General features: G+C 56.5%; 13 protein-coding genes and 1 pseudogene. 3 read left to right on the top strand and 11 right to left on the bottom strand.

Annotated features, from left to right (window positions below):
- Positions 1-6 precede the first annotated feature (6 nt).
- On the bottom strand, positions 7-213 hold the full coding sequence (locus tag EOK75_RS21125; RefSeq protein WP_240793980.1) for a hypothetical protein: 207 nt from the start codon (positions 211-213) through the stop codon (positions 7-9).
- Positions 177-401, bottom strand: coding sequence for a transposase (locus EOK75_RS21120; protein ID WP_240794052.1), 225 nt, complete (start codon positions 399-401; stop codon positions 177-179). The genes EOK75_RS21125 and EOK75_RS21120 overlap by 37 nt, the downstream gene beginning before the upstream one ends.
- Before the next feature lie 566 nt (positions 402-967).
- Here EOK75_RS21120 and EOK75_RS00335 point away from each other — a divergent pair.
- Positions 968-1597: pseudogene (locus tag EOK75_RS00335) on the top strand (IS6 family transposase).
- 113 nt (positions 1598-1710) lie between these two features.
- On the opposite strand, the gene EOK75_RS00330 reads toward EOK75_RS00335, so the two are convergent.
- From EOK75_RS00330 to EOK75_RS00315, 4 genes are all read right to left on the bottom strand, one after another.
- The gene (locus EOK75_RS00330) at positions 1711-3042 is read right to left on the bottom strand and encodes an HlyD family type I secretion periplasmic adaptor subunit (RefSeq protein WP_137192096.1); all 1332 of its coding nucleotides are present in this window, start codon (positions 3040-3042) and stop codon (positions 1711-1713) included.
- A complete protein-coding gene (locus tag EOK75_RS00325) occupies positions 3039-4937 on the bottom strand; it encodes a type I secretion system permease/ATPase (protein WP_137194231.1) in 1899 nt (632 codons plus the stop codon). The genes EOK75_RS00330 and EOK75_RS00325 overlap by 4 nt, the downstream gene beginning before the upstream one ends.
- 250 nt (positions 4938-5187) lie before the next feature.
- A complete protein-coding gene (locus EOK75_RS00320; protein WP_137192095.1) occupies positions 5188-7509 on the bottom strand; it encodes a hypothetical protein in 2322 nt (773 codons plus the stop codon).
- Between the two features lie 142 nt (positions 7510-7651).
- Positions 7652-11167 carry a putative sodium/potassium/calcium exchanger gene (locus EOK75_RS00315; RefSeq protein WP_137192094.1) on the bottom strand — a complete coding sequence of 1172 codons (3516 nt, stop codon included), beginning with the start codon at positions 11165-11167 and terminating at the stop codon, positions 7652-7654.
- A gap of 663 nt (positions 11168-11830) precedes the next feature.
- On the opposite strand from EOK75_RS00315, the gene EOK75_RS21115 reads away from it, so the two are divergent.
- Together EOK75_RS21115 and EOK75_RS00305 are read left to right on the top strand one after the other, a co-directional pair.
- Entirely contained in the window at positions 11831-12577 is a 747-nt protein-coding gene (locus tag EOK75_RS21115; protein WP_240793978.1) for a helix-turn-helix transcriptional regulator, read from the top strand.
- On the top strand, positions 12564-13067 hold the full coding sequence (locus EOK75_RS00305; protein ID WP_137194229.1) for a hypothetical protein: 504 nt from the start codon (positions 12564-12566) through the stop codon (positions 13065-13067). Before EOK75_RS21115 ends, EOK75_RS00305 begins: the two co-directional genes overlap by 14 nt.
- 36 nt (positions 13068-13103) lie before the next feature.
- Here EOK75_RS00305 and EOK75_RS00300 read toward each other — a convergent pair whose 3' ends face one another.
- The 5 genes from EOK75_RS00300 to EOK75_RS00280 all read right to left on the bottom strand — a co-directional run bounded on the left by EOK75_RS00300 (position 13104) and on the right by EOK75_RS00280 (position 18992).
- A complete protein-coding gene (locus EOK75_RS00300; protein WP_137192093.1) occupies positions 13104-14726 on the bottom strand; it encodes an ABC transporter ATP-binding protein in 1623 nt (540 codons plus the stop codon).
- Positions 14723-15562 (bottom strand): ABC transporter permease, encoded by an 840-nt coding sequence (locus EOK75_RS00295; RefSeq protein ID WP_137192092.1) that lies wholly within the window; start codon positions 15560-15562, stop codon positions 14723-14725. Before EOK75_RS00295 ends, EOK75_RS00300 begins: the two co-directional genes overlap by 4 nt.
- Entirely contained in the window at positions 15559-16530 is a 972-nt protein-coding gene (locus EOK75_RS00290; protein WP_137192091.1) for an ABC transporter permease, read from the bottom strand. The genes EOK75_RS00295 and EOK75_RS00290 overlap by 4 nt, the downstream gene beginning before the upstream one ends.
- 73 nt (positions 16531-16603) lie before the next feature.
- On the bottom strand, positions 16604-18169 hold the full coding sequence (locus tag EOK75_RS00285) for an ABC transporter substrate-binding protein (protein ID WP_137192090.1): 1566 nt from the start codon (positions 18167-18169) through the stop codon (positions 16604-16606).
- 115 nt (positions 18170-18284) lie between these two features.
- Positions 18285-18992, bottom strand: a complete 708-nt coding sequence (locus EOK75_RS00280; RefSeq protein WP_137192089.1) for a GntR family transcriptional regulator — start codon at positions 18990-18992, stop codon at positions 18285-18287.
- Between the last annotated feature and the right edge of the window lie 54 nt (positions 18993-19046).

The raw sequence follows: 19046 nt of genomic DNA, 5'->3' as shown, positions 1-19046 counted from the left end.
GGAACATCATAAGGCGGCGTTCAAGACGCGGGCAATCTCGGCAATGCGCGCCGCTGATGTTCTTGCATCCAATCGCACGGTGACAGCACCGCAGATCAGATCCAAAGGCGGCGCAGGTTCGGGTGCCGCCTCAACATCTTTCCGCACAACCAAAGCTGCAAAGTTTGGCTCCTCCGTCACAGCGGGCAGAACCAGTTTGCCCTCGCGTGCCATCCGCCGCCATTCCCCCTCTCGGGATCTTGCAACGCAAGACCCTGCCGGGCAACGGACAAATGATTGGCCCGCATATCATACCGCCGTGCCACAGCGCCCACCGTCGTCCCCTCAACCAACGTCTCGGCCACGATCTGCGCCTTCACCGCTTCCGGCCACCGCCGGTGACCACGCGGCCCCACAACCATATCAATGTTACTGAGAAGCTCCGTTGAGCGCTCCATGGAGAAACTCCCTGATAATCCATCCAATAAGGCTGAATCTCAGATCAGACGACCACAAGAAAGGTGGGGTGGGCGCTTCGATAACGTTGAATCGGACGTAGAGCCAGACAACATGAGCAATGATCTGAGGCGGAAACCCCCTCTCATCGATGCCATGCATCGACTGCCGGGCAACGGGTGTCGTTTGTAGCTAATCTTATGGGTTTGCATCGACACCGCCTATGCCCAAATTAGTGAATCAACAATCTCAGGAACGTTAACGTGACAGCACCGTTGCGCGCGTTCGCAACAGCACTTCGGGGTGGTCAATAAAAAGTTGGACGGCGGGGCCATGTGGAGCAGTTGGCGCGTCAGAAACTGCAATTCCTGTTCATGCCGCTTGGTAACACCGGGCCCCCTGTCACCACACTGTGCACGACTGCCGTTGTAGCAAAAAGCCCTGATAGATCATGTTATATGGTTTTATCTGCCAGGGCTTTGTCAGAAAAAATCGGCTTGAGGCGGGCAGGATGATTTCGTTGCGTCGGTCCATGACAAAACGCCACCCTTTCAAATACTATTCACAATAGCCCAGAGATCATCCGCCTCGCTGTGATGCCCTGCGTTCGCTTTCCTCTTTTGCTGCGAAACGTTGATGTCCTGCTGCAAGAGCGCGGCATCGACATCAGCTATGAGACGGTTCGGTTTTGGTGGGATGTGTTCGGTCCGATGTTCGCCGCAGAAATTTGAAAAAGGCGGCCAACGGTATGCGTGGATACTCGAACTGGCAATACCATTCGGATGAGGTTTTTGTCAAAATAAACGGCGAGCGACACTACCTTTGGCGAGCGGTTGATCACGAAGGCGAGGTACTGGAATCCTTCGTTACGAAGACAAGGGACAAGAAGGCGGCGTTGAAATTCCTCACGAAATCGATGAAACGGTACGGCCGTCCTATTGTCTTGGTGACAGACAAGCTTCGATCCTATGGCCTGCAATGAAGGTTATTGGCAATGCCGACAAGCAGGAAACTGGCTGCTGACTGAATAGTCGGGCCGAGAACTCACACCTGCCATTTCGACGACGAGAACGCGCCATGCAGGGGTTCCGCAGCACGCGAAAATTTCAAGACCAACCGTATCGCCGTTCTCGCTGAGTGGCGTCAACTGGGCTGGGCCTGACGGACAGCGGATCTGGGTAAGCAGAGACTGGTCGCTTTGGCCTGACAAGGCCGATGGGGGCAATCCATTTTGCCTGACCACTTAAGAACCTATCCACACATGGTAATGCCCGTTCATTGCTCGCGGAATGCACGTGTCATGCTGTCGGCGATGGGCTTTGCAAGGTATTGCGCAAAGGTCCGCTCTGCCGTCTGGATCATAATCTGCGCTGGCATGCCCGGCGTGGGGGTAAACTGCCTTACCCGGCGGATTTGGTCGATGGAGAGAGACACGCGGGCGACATAAACCTCTGTCGGAACGCCGGTTGACGTGTCGGTCACCGAATCTGCGGACACATAAAACACCTCACCATTCAGTACCGGTGTTGTGCGTTGGTTCAGGGCAGTCAGCCGAACAGTGACGGGCTGGCCGGTGCGAACGCTGTCAATATCATTTCGGGGGATCTGAACCTCGACAATCAGCGGCTCGCTCTCGGGAAGGATCTCAAGGATCGGGCGGCCGCTTTCAACCACGCCGCCGCCAGTGTGATAATAGAGACGCACAACTGTGCCAGAAACCGGCGCCAACACATCCGATCGTTCGCGCACATTCACCGCCGTTCGGGATTTTTCGCGCACGCCGTCAAGCTCGCTTTGAATGGTTTGCAGGTTTTCAAGCGCCAGTTGGCGATAGCGGTCCAGGGTCTGCGCGATCTGCTGCTCGTATTTGAGGTTGACCTGCTCGATCTCATTCACCTCGGCCACCAGCCGCCCGATCTGGCCTTGCGCCTCAATCTGGGCCAGTTGGATGCTGGACACTTCCGATGAGCGGACCAAACCACGTTCGAGCAGGTCATCTTTGGTCTCCATTTCAGAATCCAAAACGGTCAATTGTCGGCGCTGCGCATCAAGTTGAATCTCATACCCCAAGCTGCGGATTTTCAACGCCTCGATGTTGCGTTGCAGCAGACCGATGTCGTTCTTCAGCGCAGTTTCCGCCACTTGAAATGAGATCATCTGACCGTCGAGGATTGACGCAATTTCGTTGTCAGCCCGTTCTGCCTGCAGCGCCTGCGGAAACACCAGCACCTCTTTGCGGTTATATTGGGCAAGTAATCGCGTCTCGGTCGCCTCCAGCCGCGCTTTGCGCAAACCCAGTTCGCGCGCGTTGGCAGCAGCAGCCGTTTGATCAAGCCGGAGCAGGACCTGCCCTGCCTTGACATGATCGCCTTCGCGCACCGTGATTTCGCGGATAATACCGCCTTCAAGATGCTGAACAATCTTGTTCTGTCCGGTTGCCACAAAGCTTCCCTGCGCGATGATGGCCGCGGCAAGGGGGGCCTGAAACGCCCAAAGGCCAAAGCCGCCGAACGTGATGATCATCAGCGTAAAACTTATGATGACGTGCCATTTGATTGAGCGGGGAACCGCAGCGTACCATTCCGATTGGCGCGTTGCCATGCTCATTTCGTCACCTTTTGCGGGGCTTTGCGACCGGCCAGTTTTTCGAGGACGGCCTGACGTTCGCCAAACATCTGGATCGTACCATCAGCCAGCAACATGATCTTGTTGACCGAGCTGAGGAGTGACGGTTTTTGCGTGATAACGACCACAGTGATCTTATTATCCTGCGCATGTTTCACCGCGCGGGCCAAAGCCTTGTCGCCGTTGGTATCAAGGTTGGAATTCGGCTCATCCAGCACCACAAAGCGGGGATCGCCAAAGAAGGCACGGGCAAGGGCGATACGCTGCTTTTGCCCGCCCGACAGCGGAGAGCCATCGGCCGCCACTACGGTTTCATAGCCTTGCGGCAGATTGGCGATCATCTCATGCACATCCGCAAGGCTGGCTGCCTTGAAAATATCGGCATCGGTCGCATCATCACGCATCCGACCGATGTTTTGTTTGATCGAGCCGGGGAAAAGCTGCACATCCTGGGGTAGATACCCGATGTTTTCACCAAGCTGGCGCGGGTCCCAATTCCGCAGATCCATCAGGTCAAGCCGGACGTTGCCCGAGGTTGGCAGCACCGAGCCAACAAGCATTTTGCCCAAGGTGGTTTTCCCCGCTCCGGAATTGCCGATAATGGCCAGCGTTTCGCCGGGGTTCAGCGAAAAGCTGATGCCGTTCAGCACAACCTGCTTGGTGCCGCCGGGAACGTAAAGCAGACGTTCAACATCCAGACGCCCTTCGGGTTGCGGCAGGTTCAACCGTTCGAACTGTACCTTGGAACTTGTCAGCAGCGCCTTGATCCGCCCAAAAGCCGAGCGGGAAATGGAATAGGCATTCCACCCTTCGATTGACCCTTCGATAGGGGCCAGCGCGCGGCCGGCGATAATCGACGCCGCAATCACCATGCCACCGGTAATCTGCCCGTCGAGCGCCAGAAAGGCCCCCCAACCCAGCATCGTCACCTGGGTAAGCAGGCGGATTATGCGGGACGCGGCAGCGGTCATGATGTTGCGGTCCTGCGCTCTTACCTGTGCCGAAAGTGAATTGGCCGTATCACGCCCCCAGATGTTCACCGTCTCGGGGATCATTGCCAGGGCGTTGATAATCTGGGAATTGCGGGCCATTGAGTCGAGATGCATGTTTGCCTTGGACTGGGCGATGTTTGCCTCGCCAAAGGGTTTCGCAGTGATCCGCTGATTGATCAAAGCCACGACCAGCAACATGAGGCTCGTTACCACGACGATTGCGCCAAGATGTGGGTGGACCATGAAAATGGCAAAGATGAAAAGAGGGGCAAAGGGCACGTCAAGAAATGAAATCAGCGTACTCGATGTCAGAAAACCGCGCAGCGTTTGCAGATCACCCAGCGTTTGGTATTCACGCCCTGTGCCGTGCAGCGATGCGTGGGCCGCAGCGCTCAGGATCGGGGCCCCAAGGCGGGCGGCCACCTCTACCGCGGTGCGCAACAGGATAAAGCGGCGGAACGCGTCAAAGATGGCCTGAAAAACCACCGCGCCTACGATGATAATCGTCAACATGATCAGCGTATCGACGGACCGGCTGGTCAGCACCCGATCCGAGATCTGGAACAGGTACACCGGAATCGCAAGGATCAGCATATTGGTGGCGCACGTCAGGATTAGCACGAAGAAAAGATTGCGTTTGACCGCTGCCATGCCCCGCTTGAGGCTTTCGCCATAATCATCATCGCACAGCCGTTTGTGAAATTTTGGCGGCGGGGCACCCCTTCCTCCGCCATTTGCAGGCAAATTTGCATTCGGGCCGTTGACCTTTATCGGCCCGGTTTCGCCTTCGATCGTCGTGCCGGGGGTATCGTCAGGGCCGTTGATGCGGTCTTTGGTTTTGGGGGCTGGATCAGGCTCTGGTGTCTGGGGGGGCGCCGCTGGCATGGGTTTTGGCTGCTCGGCCGTTGGTGGATCGGGCCCTACTTTTTCTGCGGATGTTTGCGCCACCTTTTCGACAAAATCCTTGCCCGTAACAGGCGTGACCCTTTGATCAACAGTCAGGTACAGCGCCATTGGCCGGCTGGAGGCGGTCAATGGCGAACGACACTTCTCCGATGCAGGTGGTATGTCGTTATGTTCTGCGGGACTGTTATGATCTTTCACGTGAATGTTAATACCTCGGTCTAAATGATTTCTAGCTCAACATGCTTTGCAAAACGTCGGATTGGTCGATTGCGTCGGCAATCATCCCGTTTGTCATGGATGTGATATCGTCGCCCAAAGTGTCGGGGCCAATGTCGTCGGTCAGAAACGCCACCGCCTCATTCGCCAGATCGGTGACCGAGCTGCCCGTCTCCATCAGGCCGGTATCCATCAGGTTGGCCTGATAGATCAGCGCATCGGAATAGGTGTCGCCCTTCGCCATCACGGTGCTGTCCATGCCCTTGTCTTTGATACCGGCGATATTGGCCGTAATGTTGGACCCGGTGGTGACTTTGATCATGGCTTGCAAGTCATCTGCGAAACTGTCGCGGGCAAGGTGAACCTCATCGGCATCACCCAGTACGTTGATCTGATCAACCATGTTTACCGTCGTGAAGTCGCCATCGATATACAAAACCCGCAAAAGTTCGGTGCCAAGAAAGGCGGGATCCTGAACAACCTCGTCAGGGATATCATCGTGGCCCAGCGCGAAACCGGCCAGAACATCGGTGAAGGTCTGGTTGATCTCGGCGTCGGTGTCCTCGCCAATCGTCTCGATCGATGCCTGATTATAGGCAAGGTTATCGCCGGTTGAAAACGGGGCTTCTGAGGCTGGGCCGTCTGGCATTGTGCCATCCGAAACGTCGGCTTCATTCGGCGCTGGCTCCATTGTCTCAGGGACCGTTTGTTCTGTGAGGTGGCCGCCGATGGCTGCGGATTGTTGCGACAGCCCATCGACCCCGGTGCCGGAGACGGAGCTTGACGGAGCATCGGCAGTTTGCGCGGCCGTGTCTACAGATCCGGCTGCAAAGGACGGATGGATTTCAGCGGGTGCGTTGTTTGCGGTTGCCTGGCTTGGCGCGCCCTTCTCTGCGGCAGTCGCATCGACAACATCGCTGTCCAACAGGATATTCAACTGGCTGATCAGATTAATATCGATCAGGCTGCCTGCGATAAGGATCAGGTCGTAATGGTATCCGGCTTCATTGATATTGAAACTGTTGCTCAGGCTGTTTTCACCCATCCCGAGGAAAGTAGCCCCCCCCGAAAATGCAACAACGGCCTGATCGAAATCGGTGGTGAATGTGTATTGTTTGACCCAGTTGATCTGTGTCACCGACCCTTCATAGCGCACCACTGCCCAGTTTGCAGGTGCATTTGCAAAGGCTGGCGGTAACGATACGGCAACATCATCTGCGCTCGACTTGTCAGGTTCTCTGGCCTCTTCTTCTGATGACACAACCGTTTTCGTCTCGATTTTGGCGGCATTGGATGCTGTTGAGCCTTGATTTTCCAACCCCGCCGGAGAAAGCGCCGTGGTCACGAAGTCATGGTCGATAATCACGTTGACCTGCGAAATCGCATCCATTCGCACCACATCCCCCGCGACGACGATCATTTCCGCGTCAAGCCAGGTCGATGAGATGGAGGCGGTGTTCACAAGGCTGTTGGCACCCGCCACAATGGACAGGCCCGCATCAAGTTTTAAAGGGTTCTGGTCCTTGCCAAAATCGGCATCAAAATCATGGCCGTCTTTGGTGGCGTCATGCGGGGTCAAAGCCGCTTCCGCTTCGGCAATCCTTCCGGCGATATAGGTCGGCTGTATTTCCTTGAAGAATGTAAACTCCTCGGCGGCAACACCGTCAATAAAGGTGCCATGCGCGCCATGGCCCAGCAATACGGTTGTGGTCAGCGTGCCACTGTCCCTGCTCCCGATCGCGGCTGCGGCGTCCTTGATATCGCCAAGAACCCCGGGCCAGTTGCCTGAGGAGGGCAGCACGTCCATCCCCATCGGCAGAATGGACGTCACCGCTGCATAAACGGAATGGAGCGTTTCGATCAATGTCGAAACCGTCTGAAACCCACCCCCTGAAACCGGACCAAAACTGTCGTTGTCGGACAGCATGTTGCCCTGATACGTCACCTGCGCAACCGAGCTTGGCGGCGGAAGGTTGAAGGTCATAACCGCGTTATTCGCGGTAACCGGCGGGCCGTTCAATTGGCCGATGCCAAGCACGGGGGCAACCGTTCCGACGGGCAGATGGAGCGGGGCCAGCACTGGTGGGGGTGCCAACTCCGCCATAGATTGCTTTTCTTGCGGCAGGGCTTTCATCTTGACGCCCGCATCAACGTCTTCAAGCTTGTAGGATTCTTTGGATTTGAGGCTGCGCAGTTCGATCGCTCTTGCGTCATCTTCTGCAGCCTTGATCGCGCGGAACTTGTCGTATTCGGCGCGCAAGCGGGTTTCCTGTTCGATCAATTCGAAGGCGCCGATAAAATGGGCGATTTTTTCTGAAATGACGTCGAGCGACATAGCGAAGATCCTCCCAAATCAAAATATCGGTTGAATACTGACCGCGCATCTGTGCCGGTGAAAGTACCGCCCGGCCAGCGTTTGGAATATCAAATTCCCGAAGAAACGGGGGCCGACCTGAACCGGCCCCCGCAGGTGTTGGTTACGAGTCGTCGCTGCTGTCGTCGCCCACATAGGTGGAGCTGAACGAGCCGCCAACGACGTTCATGTCGACGGTGTTGCCCATGACGTTAGCGCCCATAACGATGCTTTGGTTAAACGCCGCGACATCGACCGCCGCTGCCGCAGAGGCATAGGACTCGCCGGTGACATAGCCGTCATCACCGTTACCCGACCCCCACGACCCGGCATCACCGCCAGCACCGCCAGCCCCATTGGTGGCCGAACCACCCATGCCGCCGGTTGTGGTGCCGCCGATGGTGTCACCGACCGCCGCTGCACCACCCATCGCATCACCCGAAGCGCCGGATGCTGCCTCGGACATGCCGCCATAGCCACCGTTACCGGAAGAGCCATCTACGTTACCGCTTGCATCTGCATTGGCAGAGGAGTCGGCACCGTTGCCCGTTCCGCCGCCTGCACCGGTCGACACATCCGTGTCATTGTCGGCGTAGGATTCCGAAAGCGCCTCGGCTGCGATATCGGACAAACCACCATAGCCACCGTCACTGTCGGCATAACCGTCTGTGGTGGTATCTGTGGTGTTGGCGTTGGAGGAACCGCTATTGCCTCCGGCGCCGGATGCTGCGTCAGACGAAGCACTGCCGTTGCCGTTCACATCCGATGTTGCAGATGCGTCCGTGGCACCGCCTGCACCCCCCATAGCATGCGAGTCGCCGGTGCCTGTTGCTGTCGCATCGGCATCATTGTTCGCAGACCCGGCTGCACCGGCCCCGGATTCGGAGTCTGTGTAGCCACTGGATGTGTTCGCAGCGTCATCATCTGTCGCTGCGTTGCTGCCTCCACCTGCGCCGCTTGCGCCTGTGTTGGTCGCATCACCAGAGAGGTTGTTTTCAAACATCCCTGTTACCGCAGATCCCGAACCACCGGCACCGGACTGATTGTCCGAAGAGCCCATGGCATCAGCCATCGCGTCGTTGTCCGCCGCTCCGGCCGCACCGGCACCGCTTTCAGAGTCCGTGCTGCCATTGCCGTTGGCGGCAGCGTCATCATCTGTTGCCGCGTCGCCCATACCAGCAGCGCCCGTTGTGGCGTTGTTGGTCGAAGTCCCGGTGGACGACCCATTGGCGGGACCGGCATTGCCCGTGGCTGCGCCACCTGCTCCGCCCGCATTGGCCGCGTTGGCATCCCCTGCCGCCGTGCCATCATTATCGGCAGCACCGGCTGCGCCTGCGCCAGACTCGGAGTCTGTGTAGCCGCTGTTGGTTCCTGCTGCATCATCATCGGACGCCGCATCGCCATTTCCACCCGCAGCGCCGTTGCCAGAGCTGTTTGCGTCACCAGAGACATCGTTATCGGCCATGCCAGAGGTGCCGTTGGCGTTGCCACCATTGCCACCCGTACCAGTGCCGGTTCCCGTGCCATTGGCATTGGCGTTACCAGAGGTTGCCGGACCGTTTCCGCCCGCACCGCCGGTGCCGTCACCCGCAACACCTAAGCCAAGACCAAGCAACGCGCCGATGCCACCCGCTTCGCTTCCGCCTTCGCCACCTTCACCGCCTTCACCAGCAGCTTCGGTCGCAGCGTCGCTCTCGACTTCGCCTTCACCTTCGCCAGAACCGGCATTGCCTGCCTCGGCTTCGGATTCGGATTCGGCATCGCCAGATGCGTCGCCCATTGCTTCGTTTTCAGCATCGCCACCGGATGCACCTTCAGCGTCGTTGTTGCTGTCGGTTTCGGCCTCTGCCATGCCATCTACATTGCCGTCGATGTCGCCTCCGCGCCCACCATCGGCGGCGCCGTCAGCTTCGGCCTCGACTTCATTGTCGGCGTTGCCATCGGCATCACCGGCATTGCCGGATTCTGCGTCGGCATTGGTTTCAGCCTCAGCATCGCCATCAACATCGCTTGCCTGATCAGCATTGCCAGTGTCGCCGCCTTCAGCGTCTGCATTGCCGTCGGTTTCAGCGTCGGCTTCTACATCGACATTCCCGTCGATATCGCCACCATTGCCGCCGTCAGCATCGCCATCGGTCGAGGAGTCTGCTTCAGCATCAACAGTGCCGCGGGCATTGCCCGTTTCGCCACCATCAGCTTCGGCGTCAGCCTCGGCATCACCTTCCGCTTCACCTGTAGCGTTCAGATCGACCTCGCCGCTCTCGGCGCCTTCGGCATCTGCACGGCTGTCGGTTTCGGCTTCGCCTTCAACATCGACATTGCCGTCGATATCGCCACCGCTACCGCCATCGGCTTCGGCCTCGCTTTCGCTATCAGCCGATGTGTCGATTTCGGTTTCGCTGTCGGCACCGCCCGCGTCTCCGCCTCTGGCTTCGGTTTCGAGTTCGGCTTCGGCATCGGTTTTCTGGTCTGCCTCACTGTCAGCATTCCCACTGTCGCCGGCGTCTTCGTCAGAGCTGACCTCAGCTTCTACCTCTGCATCAGTGTCATTCTCGGCATCGGAATTGCCACCGCGACCACCCTGACTATCAGCTTCGGTGTCAGCCTTGGCTTCGCTGTCACCATCATTGTCAGAGTCATTGTCGCCGCCATTGCCGGCGTCACCTTCAGCTTCTGCTTTAGACTTCCCTCCGTCGGCGCCGTTGCCTTTGGCTTCGGCTTTACCGGAGTCGCCACCGCTGCCACCATCAGCTTCGGCCTCGCCCGTGTTTCCGCTTTCGCCCCCTTTGGCCCCGGCTTCACCACCATAGGTATCTGCACCCTCGGCATTGCCACCGTCAGAGTCGGCATTGCCGCCGCCTTCGCCGCCATCGCTGGCAACCTTGATCCCTTCGGCCGCACTGGCCTTGCCGCCTTCAGCATTGCCGGACTGGCTAAATTCACCGTTGTTGGAAACCTTCGCTTCTTCCAGAAAGTCATTGTCGCTCAGGTCATTTGTCAGAACATTCACAAAACCGGCGTCATTGCCTTCGCCGTTCAAGGAATTGGTAAGGATATCACCCATGTTGATGTCATTGCCGGGATCAAAATCAATGTCACCCTTGACCATGACTATGTCACCGGTCGAGCTGTTGTTGAGGTCGAAGTCGCCAAAGTCATCGTCATTCGGCTCATAGCCTTCCAGGTCAACCCCGACGTCAATATCAACATCGACATCAACCGTGCTGGACGTATCGTTGGTGTTGTCATTCACGTTGTCACTGTCGACCGAAACATCGGCATTGGCCACGGCGTCCGCATCGGCATCCGACCCCGCTTCTGCACCCGCCCCTGTTTCGGCATTGGCGCTATTGGTGCTGTTCGTGTTCGATGCGGAAGTATTCGTTCCGCTGGACGAGGAGGAACTGTCAGCAGTACCGTTTCCGTTACCGGTTCCCGTGCCTGCCCCTGTCCCAACCCCGTCACCCTCGGCAGAGGCGTCGGTCTGGTTCGTGTTCTGGTTGTCGTTTCCGTTTTCGTTTTCGGATACGTTTCCGTTGTCGTTTGCATTCGTATTTGTGTTGACGTTTTCGTCGTCATCCTGATGGCGAGAGCCGCTTTCGCCGTCGCCCCAGCCCATAACATTATTACGCTTAGCCATATCTAAATCTCACATATTGAGGCCAGAACGCACCGCCAGTCATTTCCAAAGCGGTCACCGTCATGGCATGTTTCAGTATTGTTTGATTTCGTGTCCGATGCTGACGCAGTCGCAGTCAGATACGGACAGACCTTAAAACTGTGCGGTATCTGGTCAGTTCCCCCCCCCCTTCCAATCAGAGTATCCGCAGCCCGTCGTCCGATGCCGCCTCCGTAAAATGCTGAGGCACAGGCGTTTTGTGGCTGCGGATCACGCCATAAATCGGCAAAAGTATTCTTGGCGCTCTAAGATCATGTTGGCAGCGAATCGGGCGTCCGGCACCTTGGAAAAAAGATCAGGTCCGGGGAAACCCCTTCCCGAATTGGCGGGCTCGGGCCATAAAAATAAGGGGAAAATCAGTGTTTCGGAGGTAAGTCATGAATATTTTCTTAAAAAATAAAATTAGTTAAACAATTAAAAGTAATGATTTATTAATAGTTTGCCTTTCCGGCACACACCCGCCAACCAGCTTAGCGCTTTGGTCTAGGCAACCTAGCCGAACGGCTTATTTACCTAAGCCAAAAAGTCAGTCAGGCTTGGAGATCGAGAAGGATTTATAAACCCCGGCCTATCGGATTTTGTTACAATTTTTACTGGTTTGCCGTGTAGATTTAGGAGTTTTTCATGCCCCAAACGATACACCAAGACTCAGTTCATACCCCGCCGGTCTCACCGACTGTCAATAATCGCCCTAAAATCGTTTTTGTCGGAAGCGCGATAAGCTTTTCGGAACGAACTCTGGCCGTCTACCGCGCAGAGTTTACGGACTACGACTTTTTCCGCATTGCGACGCTGGCCGAACTCTCGGTTATGCGCAGCGTGCATAACGATGTGCAGCTTGTGATCTTTGAAGCAGATATGATGCAATCCGCCCTGGACGATACGCAACGCTTTGTGGATGCGGTTGGTGCAGCAAGGACCATCTTTTCGATGTCGGACCCGCAGGATGCGGCACGGTTCCTTTTAGCACGCGAACGACATTCAGGATTGGATAATGTTGGTTTCCTGCCGCTAAATGGTCCAATGGATGTTTGGATATCGATCATGTATCTTTTTCTGTGTGGACAAAGTTTTATGCCGCACGAGATTGCCGATGCACTGATAAATCACTGTGCTCAGGCAGCGAGAGAGGATGGATTACAACCCGGTTTGACCACGCGGGAATGGGAAGTATTGCACATGGTGGCACAGGGCGCTGCGAACAAGAACATTGCAGCCGATCTGGATCTGTCCATTCATACAGTGAAACTTCACATTCATAATCTGCTAAGAAAGATTGGCGTTTCCAACAGAACCTGTGCCGCAAGCTGGTTTATGGAACATCACAGCGGACAGCCTGACCCGCACCGCGGCGCGCATGGCGGATCGTAAAAATCCTGCGGCCAGTTTCGACAGTCTACTGCTTTTGACCGGCAGGCTGAACTATGCCTGGACCAATACGGAAAGCCTGCTGATCCATCTCATTGCAGGTCTGGCAAAGACCGACAAGGATCGCGCGGTCGTGATTTTTCTGACGCTCAACACAACCCGTGCGCGGGTTGATTTGGTCGAACGGCTCGCCAAGCTTGACGACACGCCCGCAGCCCAGAAAGCACGCGTGCTGGAATTCACCCAGGCGATGATGAAATACGCAAGTCTACGTAATCGCTACAGCCACAGTATCTATGCTTTTGATCCTGAAAGTGGTGATGCACGGACGATCATGATGCGTATTGCCGACCGTAAAGATGGCCTGAAGATAGGGCGGAGTGATAAAATCAACTTAGCCGCGATCACGGACATCGAGACGGCAATTGCCGATCTTGGCCAGTTGAACAGAAAGTGTTGGACAATTATCCGCGATTTTAATTATCCGGCATAGCGCTTGTCCTGTGGGACCTGTTGGTGGCGGCGAGCTTTAGTCTGCCGCCGCCAATGCACGCTCATATTCCTGACCCGGAATCGCGTCCAGCAGACTGCGGGTATAGGCGGTGTCGGGGTCATGCAACACTTTGCCCACCGGCCCCGCTTCGACAATCTTGCCTTTTTGCATCACAATGATCCGATCACAAATGCGCGCGGCCACGCGAAGATCATGGGTGATAAAGAGCATGGAAAGATGCAGTCGGCTTTTCAGCTCTGCCAGAAGGTCCAGCACTTGGGCCTGAATCGACACATCAAGCGCCGAGACCGCCTCGTCCGCGATGATAATGGACGGCTCCAATGCCAATGCGCGCGCGATCCCGATCCTTTGCCGTTGTCCGCCAGAAAACTCATGCGGGAAACGCTGCATCGCGGAGGCATCAAGCCCAACCATTTCAAGAAGCTCCCGCGCCTTGGCCTGCGCATCGCTTTTGGAGGTGCCATAGGCGATGAGCCCCTCGGTCAGGATGCGTGAGACCCGCGCACGCGGATTCAAAGACGAATACGGGTCTTGAAAAATCATCTGCATCTTGCGCCGCTGGTTGCGCAGGTCCGCCCCCGACATACCGGCAATATCGACACCGTTCATCAAGACGCGCCCGCCATCAGGGTCCAACAGCCGCACAAGACAGCGCCCCACTGTGGATTTTCCCGACCCGGATTCCCCCACGATACCAATGGTTTCGCCTGCATAAAGCTCAAAGTTCACGTCCTGAACGGCCTTCACCACGCGGCGCTTGCCAAAAAACGTGCCCGACCCGGTCGAGAAGGTTTTTTGCAAACCCTCCACAGTCAGGATCGGCGTCTGTTCAGCCTCTTGTACTTCATGGGGGTGGGTCAGTCGGGGTATCGCGTCGATCAATGCGCGGGTGTAGGGGTGCTGCGGTTTTAGCAACACGTCATGCGCAGTACCGGTTTCGACAATTTCACCCTTTTTCATCACAATCACCCGATCCGCGATATCGGCCACAACGCCAAAATCATGGGTGATGAAAATAACTGCCATGCCACGCGCACGGCGCAGATCTTCGATCAGCTTCAGGATCTGCGCTTGCGTCGTGACATCCAGCGCGGTTGTCGGCTCATCCGCAATCAAGATGTCCGGCTCCAGCGCCAGTGCCATAGCGATCATCACGCGCTGGCGCTGGCCACCTGAAAGCTGGAAAGGATAGGCCCGGATCGCAGCCTGCGGATCGGGGATGCCCACTTCTTCCAACAGCTTTAGCGCGCGCGCACGCCGTTCGGCCCCGGTAAGCGCGCCGTGGGCCTCGAATACCTCCGCGATCTGTGCACCAACACGCATCAGCGGGTTTAACGCGCTCAAGGGTTCTTGAAAGATCATCGAAATGCGGCTGCCGCGCAGCTTGAGCATCTCTTTTTCCGACAGGCCCAAAATCGACTGCCCGTCAAAAGTGATACTGCCTTTATCGGGCACAACACCCTGTGGCAGCAGCCCCATCACCGCGTTGGCGGACATGGATTTGCCTGAACCGCTCTCCCCCACGATGCAGAGGATTTCGCCGGGTGCGAGGTCAAAGTTGATATCCTTGGCCGCATAGTGGCGGTCCGCCCCGGCGGGCAAGGCAATGGATAGGTCGCGGATACTCAGCAAGGTCATTCGGATTTCCTCATCAAACGCGGATTGAGCGCATCATTCAGGCCCTCGCCGATCAAATTCAGCGCCAGCACGGTCAACAAGATCGCCATCCCCGGCAGGAACGACAGCCACCACGCGGTGCGGATTACGGTGCGGGCAGCACCAATCATATACCCCCAAGACATGATATTGGGGTCGCCCAAGCCAAGGAAGGAAAGCGAGCTTTCAAGCAAGATCGCCTGCGCCACCATAAGCGAGGCCAACACGATGATCGGCGGCAGGGCGTTGGGCAGAATATGACGCGTGATGATTTGCAGATTGCCAAGGCCCGACAGGGTCGCGGCCTCAACAAATTCGCGCGTGCGCAGCGACAGAACTTCACCTCGGACGAGCCGTGCCACAGGGGGCCATGAGACGACAGAGATCGCGATGATCACAAATGTCAGACTGGGCTGGAAGATCGCCAAGAGAACGATGGCCAGCGCAAAGCTGGGGATCGTCTGGAAGAACTCCGTAAAGCGCATAAGCGCATCATCCGTACGCCCTGCAAAATACCCCGCCATCGCGCCAACCGGCACACCGATCGCAAGGGCGACAATCGTCGATACCAAACCGACCAAAAGGCTGACATAAGCCCCATGCGCCAACCCCGCCAGAACATCGCGCCCCAGCGCATCTGTACCCAGCATCAGGCCGTCTTGCGTGAAAGGTGGCAAGAAGGGCCGTTGCACCATCTTCCACGGGCTTTGCGGGAAAAGGACCGGGGCCAGGATGGCTGTTGCAATCACAAAGGCCAGAATGACCAAGCCGATCACGGCACCGCGATTATAGCTGAAACGTTTCCAAAAACTCATCATGTTGTAAGCCTTATCCGCGGATCGACAATGACATAGACAACGTCCGTGATCAGGTTGAACAGCAGCACCATCGCCGCCGAGATGTAAAATACGCCAAGGATCACGTTATAGTCTCTTTGGTTGATCGCTTCGAACATCAGCCGCCCGATGCCCGGCCAGGCAAACACCGTCTCTGTCAGGATCGCACCGCCGAAAATTTGGCCCGCCTGAAGACCTGCCAAAGTAATTACCGGCAAAAGCGCGTTGCGCAGGATATGCCGCCGCTGGATAACGCTGCGCGTCAGCCCTTTGGCGCGCGCGGTTTTCACAAAGTCGAGCCGTGAAACTTCGAGCATCGATGCACGGGTCATGCGCATGTAGATCGCCATAAAGAACAACCCTAGCGTCGAGGCCGGAAGTATAAGGTGTTTGGCCACGTCCAGCGCATGGGCCATGCCCGTATAGCCTGCCCCGATGGTCGAATACCCAAAGCCCGGCAGCCATTCCAGCCAGACGGAAAAGACCAAAGTCGCCATCAACGCAACCCAAAACAGCGGGGTTGCATAAAACAGCAGTGCAAAGATCGAAATGATCGTATCTCCCCAGCTGCCCTGACGGGCAGAGGCGGCGACACCGGCAGTCACCCCCAACACCAAAGACAAGACAAATGCTACGCCTGTCAGCAAAAGCGTCGCGGGCAAACGGTCACCGATCATCTCGGCCACCGACATCTGCTGCCGGAAGGAATAGCCAAGGTCCAGTTGGACCGCCCCTTTGATATAAAGCCACAGCTGTATGTAAAGTGGCTGATCAAGCCCGAAGCGGGCGCGCAAATCGAGAAGGAATTTTTCATCCGCAGCACCGGCTTCACCAGCTATAACCGCTGCGGGATCGCCCGGGGCTGCATGTATCAGCAAGAAATTGAAGACGAGGATTGCCAGCAGGATAAACACCGCCTTGATCAACCTGCCCAATATGAATCGTATCACGCTATCCGCCCCGTTCTTGTTTTGAGAGAGCCGGGCCACAGTGGCAGCCCGGCCTTTTGGACATTATCTGCCCTTACTTCTTGTCGATCCACACATCGCGGAAACCGTCGTTTACACCAAAGGCGGTGTTTACGGGGTTCTTGATGTCACAGCGATAGATCGTCGGGAAACCCAGTTCCAGCAACCAGATGTTCGGCACGTCCGATACGATCTTATCCTGGATTACCTTATAGGCTGCCTTGCGGTCTTCGGGGTTGGCCATCAGCGCCGCGTCGCTGAACAGCTTGTCCGTTTCGGGGTTTTGATAGTTCGCCACGTTGTTCCAAGGCGAACCGGGTGCTGCGTTGTCGCCCATGTAGGTCCGTGAAACGCCAAGTGCCGGATCGCCGTACTGATAGAGATATGTGAAGGCAAGGTCATAGTCACGATCCGAGACCTTCTGGTTCCAGCCCGCCACATCCGTCGGCACGATCTCGGTCGTCATGCCAATCTCGCTCAGGTTTTGTTTGACCGCTTCGGCCCAGCGCTGCCACGTCTCACCATATGGCAAGCCAAGGATGCGGATGCTTTCGCCGTTATAGCTGCTGTCTGCCAACAGGGCTTTGGCTTTTTCAGGGTCATAAGAGATGTCGGGCGTGCCGCCATCCCAGAACCGGGTGGCCGAAGAAAACGGACCCGTCGAAACCTTGCCCAAACCGTTCCAAAGCGCGTTCTTGGCAAACTCGCGGTCGATCCCGTGCATGATGGCTTGGCGCACTTTCAGATCGTCCAGCGGCTTGTTGTCGTTGTTAACCCACAGCCATGACAGCGGCCCGAAATATTCCCAGCCCTTGTCGGTGATGCAGGTGTTGTCCAGCGCCTGAATACGCCCCACGTCAAAGTTTTCCACAGATCCGCCGGGCAGAACGTCAACCTGGCCCGTCTCATAAGCAACGGCGCGCGAGGCGGCATCGGGGATGACGTGATAGTACACCTCGTCCACGTGAGGCCTGTTTTCAATGTAGTAGTCTTCGTTCTTCACAAGGTGGATAAAGCTGCCCTTTTCCCAAGTGTCGAACTTGAAAGGACCGGTCCCGATGGGCGTATTGTTCGCCTCGTTGCTGGCAAAATCAGTCCCCTCATAGAGGTGCTTGGGGATCATCGGCGCCGTACCGGGTTCAAAAATGCCGATGAAGGGGCCGAATGGCTGCTTTAGGTTAAAGACAACGGTGAAGTCATCGGGCGTGTCGATGCTTTCGACATGCTCCATATAGGTCCGCATGCGTGAGTGGCTTTCACGCAAGAACTTATCCATCGAAAATTCGACATCCGCAGAGGTGAATGGCTTGCCATCGTGGAACACAACACCTTCGCGCAGCTTGAACGTGTAGGTTTTGCCATCTTCGGAGACTTCCCAGGATTCAGCAAGCTGACCATGAGGGGTGAGATCAAGGTCATAGCGCAGCAGGCTCTCGTAGATATCCCCGCCGACCATCTGGGTCGCCCCGTTTTGTACAAGACCCAGCATCAGGCTGGACGGTTCCGGCTGGATCACAACGTTAAGAGTGCCACCCGCTTTCGGCTCTCCGTCCTGCGCGGCCAGCGGGCCGGCAAATGCCAGCGCCAAAATGGCGGCGGTTAATTTCACTGGTTTAAGCATTGATATTCCCCATTGTTATCTGTTGGTTATTGCTGTTGCAAAAGCGTCTTGACTTGGTGTCAAATATCGCCCCCGACGCCGGAAAGCCTGTGCGGCTTGCCGGTCTTTGCGCCGTTTATTCTTCTTCGGTGAACGATTCAATGTACCTGACAATCCCCTCCCTTGAATCGTCTATATCGGCGCGCATTTCGGCAGTAGCGGCCGCTGCATCGCCTTTTTCGCAGGCGACAATGATCGCCTGATGGCGCACAACAAGCGCAACTTTTCCTTGGCCATAATACCCTGCAATCAAAGGCCCCATGCGCAGCCACAAGCCCCCCAGTATCCTAAGCAAAATGGGCATGTCGGCAATTTCGGCCAAGGCGAAATGGAATTGTTGATTATACCGAACCGCCTGCGGCCAACGACAGGCGCGGGCAGCAACCTCATTCTTTTCTACAACACGCTTGAGCCGCTGTATATCTTTTGGCCCCACCATCTCAGCCGCGCGCCCTGCTGCATAACCTTCCAGCTCTCGCCGGATGCTCGCAATCTCTAGGTATTTCGCCACAGTCAGCACCGGCACACGCACATCGCGCACGCTGCGCTGCTCCAGCGCCTCATCCCGCAAAAGCCGCTGTACGGCATCACGCACCGGGGTGGAGCTGGTCCCCAAAGCGGCAGCCAAACCTCTGATCGTTACTTTTTCATTCGGGCGCAATTTTCCGCCAACCAAGTCTTGGTACACCCGCTCATAAATAGCGTCGCCTAGCGAAACCTGACTAATTTGATTCATCACATCCTCGCGCTTCTCGGCCAGTGTCGGGACCTTGTTTTGATGCATGATGCATCATTCTTGTTGAACCTGCAAATAAAAACTGCAATGCTCTGCCCAACA

Source organism: Pseudorhodobacter turbinis, assembly GCF_005234135.1.
Taxonomy (GTDB): domain Bacteria; phylum Pseudomonadota; class Alphaproteobacteria; order Rhodobacterales; family Rhodobacteraceae; genus Pseudorhodobacter; species Pseudorhodobacter turbinis.
The sequence above is the reverse complement of the archived record's forward strand: the minus strand, read 5'-3'. Positions and strand labels throughout refer to the sequence as shown.

Excerpts from the sequence above, each read along its gene's own strand:
- EOK75_RS21125 (WP_240793980.1), bottom strand. The coding sequence starts at position 213 with ATGGCACGCGAGGGCAAACTGGTTCTGCCCGCTGTGACGGAGGAGCCA.
- EOK75_RS21120 (WP_240794052.1), bottom strand. The coding sequence starts at position 401 with ATGGTTGTGGGGCCGCGTGGTCACCGGCGGTGGCCGGAAGCGGTGAAG.
- EOK75_RS00330 (WP_137192096.1), bottom strand. The coding sequence starts at position 3,042 with ATGAGCATGGCAACGCGCCAATCGGAATGGTACGCTGCGGTTCCCCGC.
- EOK75_RS00325 (WP_137194231.1), bottom strand. The coding sequence starts at position 4,937 with ATGCCAGCGGCGCCCCCCCAGACACCAGAGCCTGATCCAGCCCCCAAA.
- EOK75_RS00320 (WP_137192095.1), bottom strand. The coding sequence starts at position 7,509 with ATGTCGCTCGACGTCATTTCAGAAAAAATCGCCCATTTTATCGGCGCC.
- EOK75_RS00315 (WP_137192094.1), bottom strand. The coding sequence starts at position 11,167 with ATGGCTAAGCGTAATAATGTTATGGGCTGGGGCGACGGCGAAAGCGGC.
- EOK75_RS21115 (WP_240793978.1), top strand. The coding sequence starts at position 11,831 with ATGCCCCAAACGATACACCAAGACTCAGTTCATACCCCGCCGGTCTCA.
- EOK75_RS00305 (WP_137194229.1), top strand. The coding sequence starts at position 12,564 with ATGGCGGATCGTAAAAATCCTGCGGCCAGTTTCGACAGTCTACTGCTT.
- EOK75_RS00300 (WP_137192093.1), bottom strand. The coding sequence starts at position 14,726 with ATGACCTTGCTGAGTATCCGCGACCTATCCATTGCCTTGCCCGCCGGG.
- EOK75_RS00295 (WP_137192092.1), bottom strand. The coding sequence starts at position 15,562 with ATGATGAGTTTTTGGAAACGTTTCAGCTATAATCGCGGTGCCGTGATC.
- EOK75_RS00285 (WP_137192090.1), bottom strand. The coding sequence starts at position 18,169 with ATGCTTAAACCAGTGAAATTAACCGCCGCCATTTTGGCGCTGGCATTT.
- EOK75_RS00280 (WP_137192089.1), bottom strand. The coding sequence starts at position 18,992 with ATGCATCAAAACAAGGTCCCGACACTGGCCGAGAAGCGCGAGGATGTG.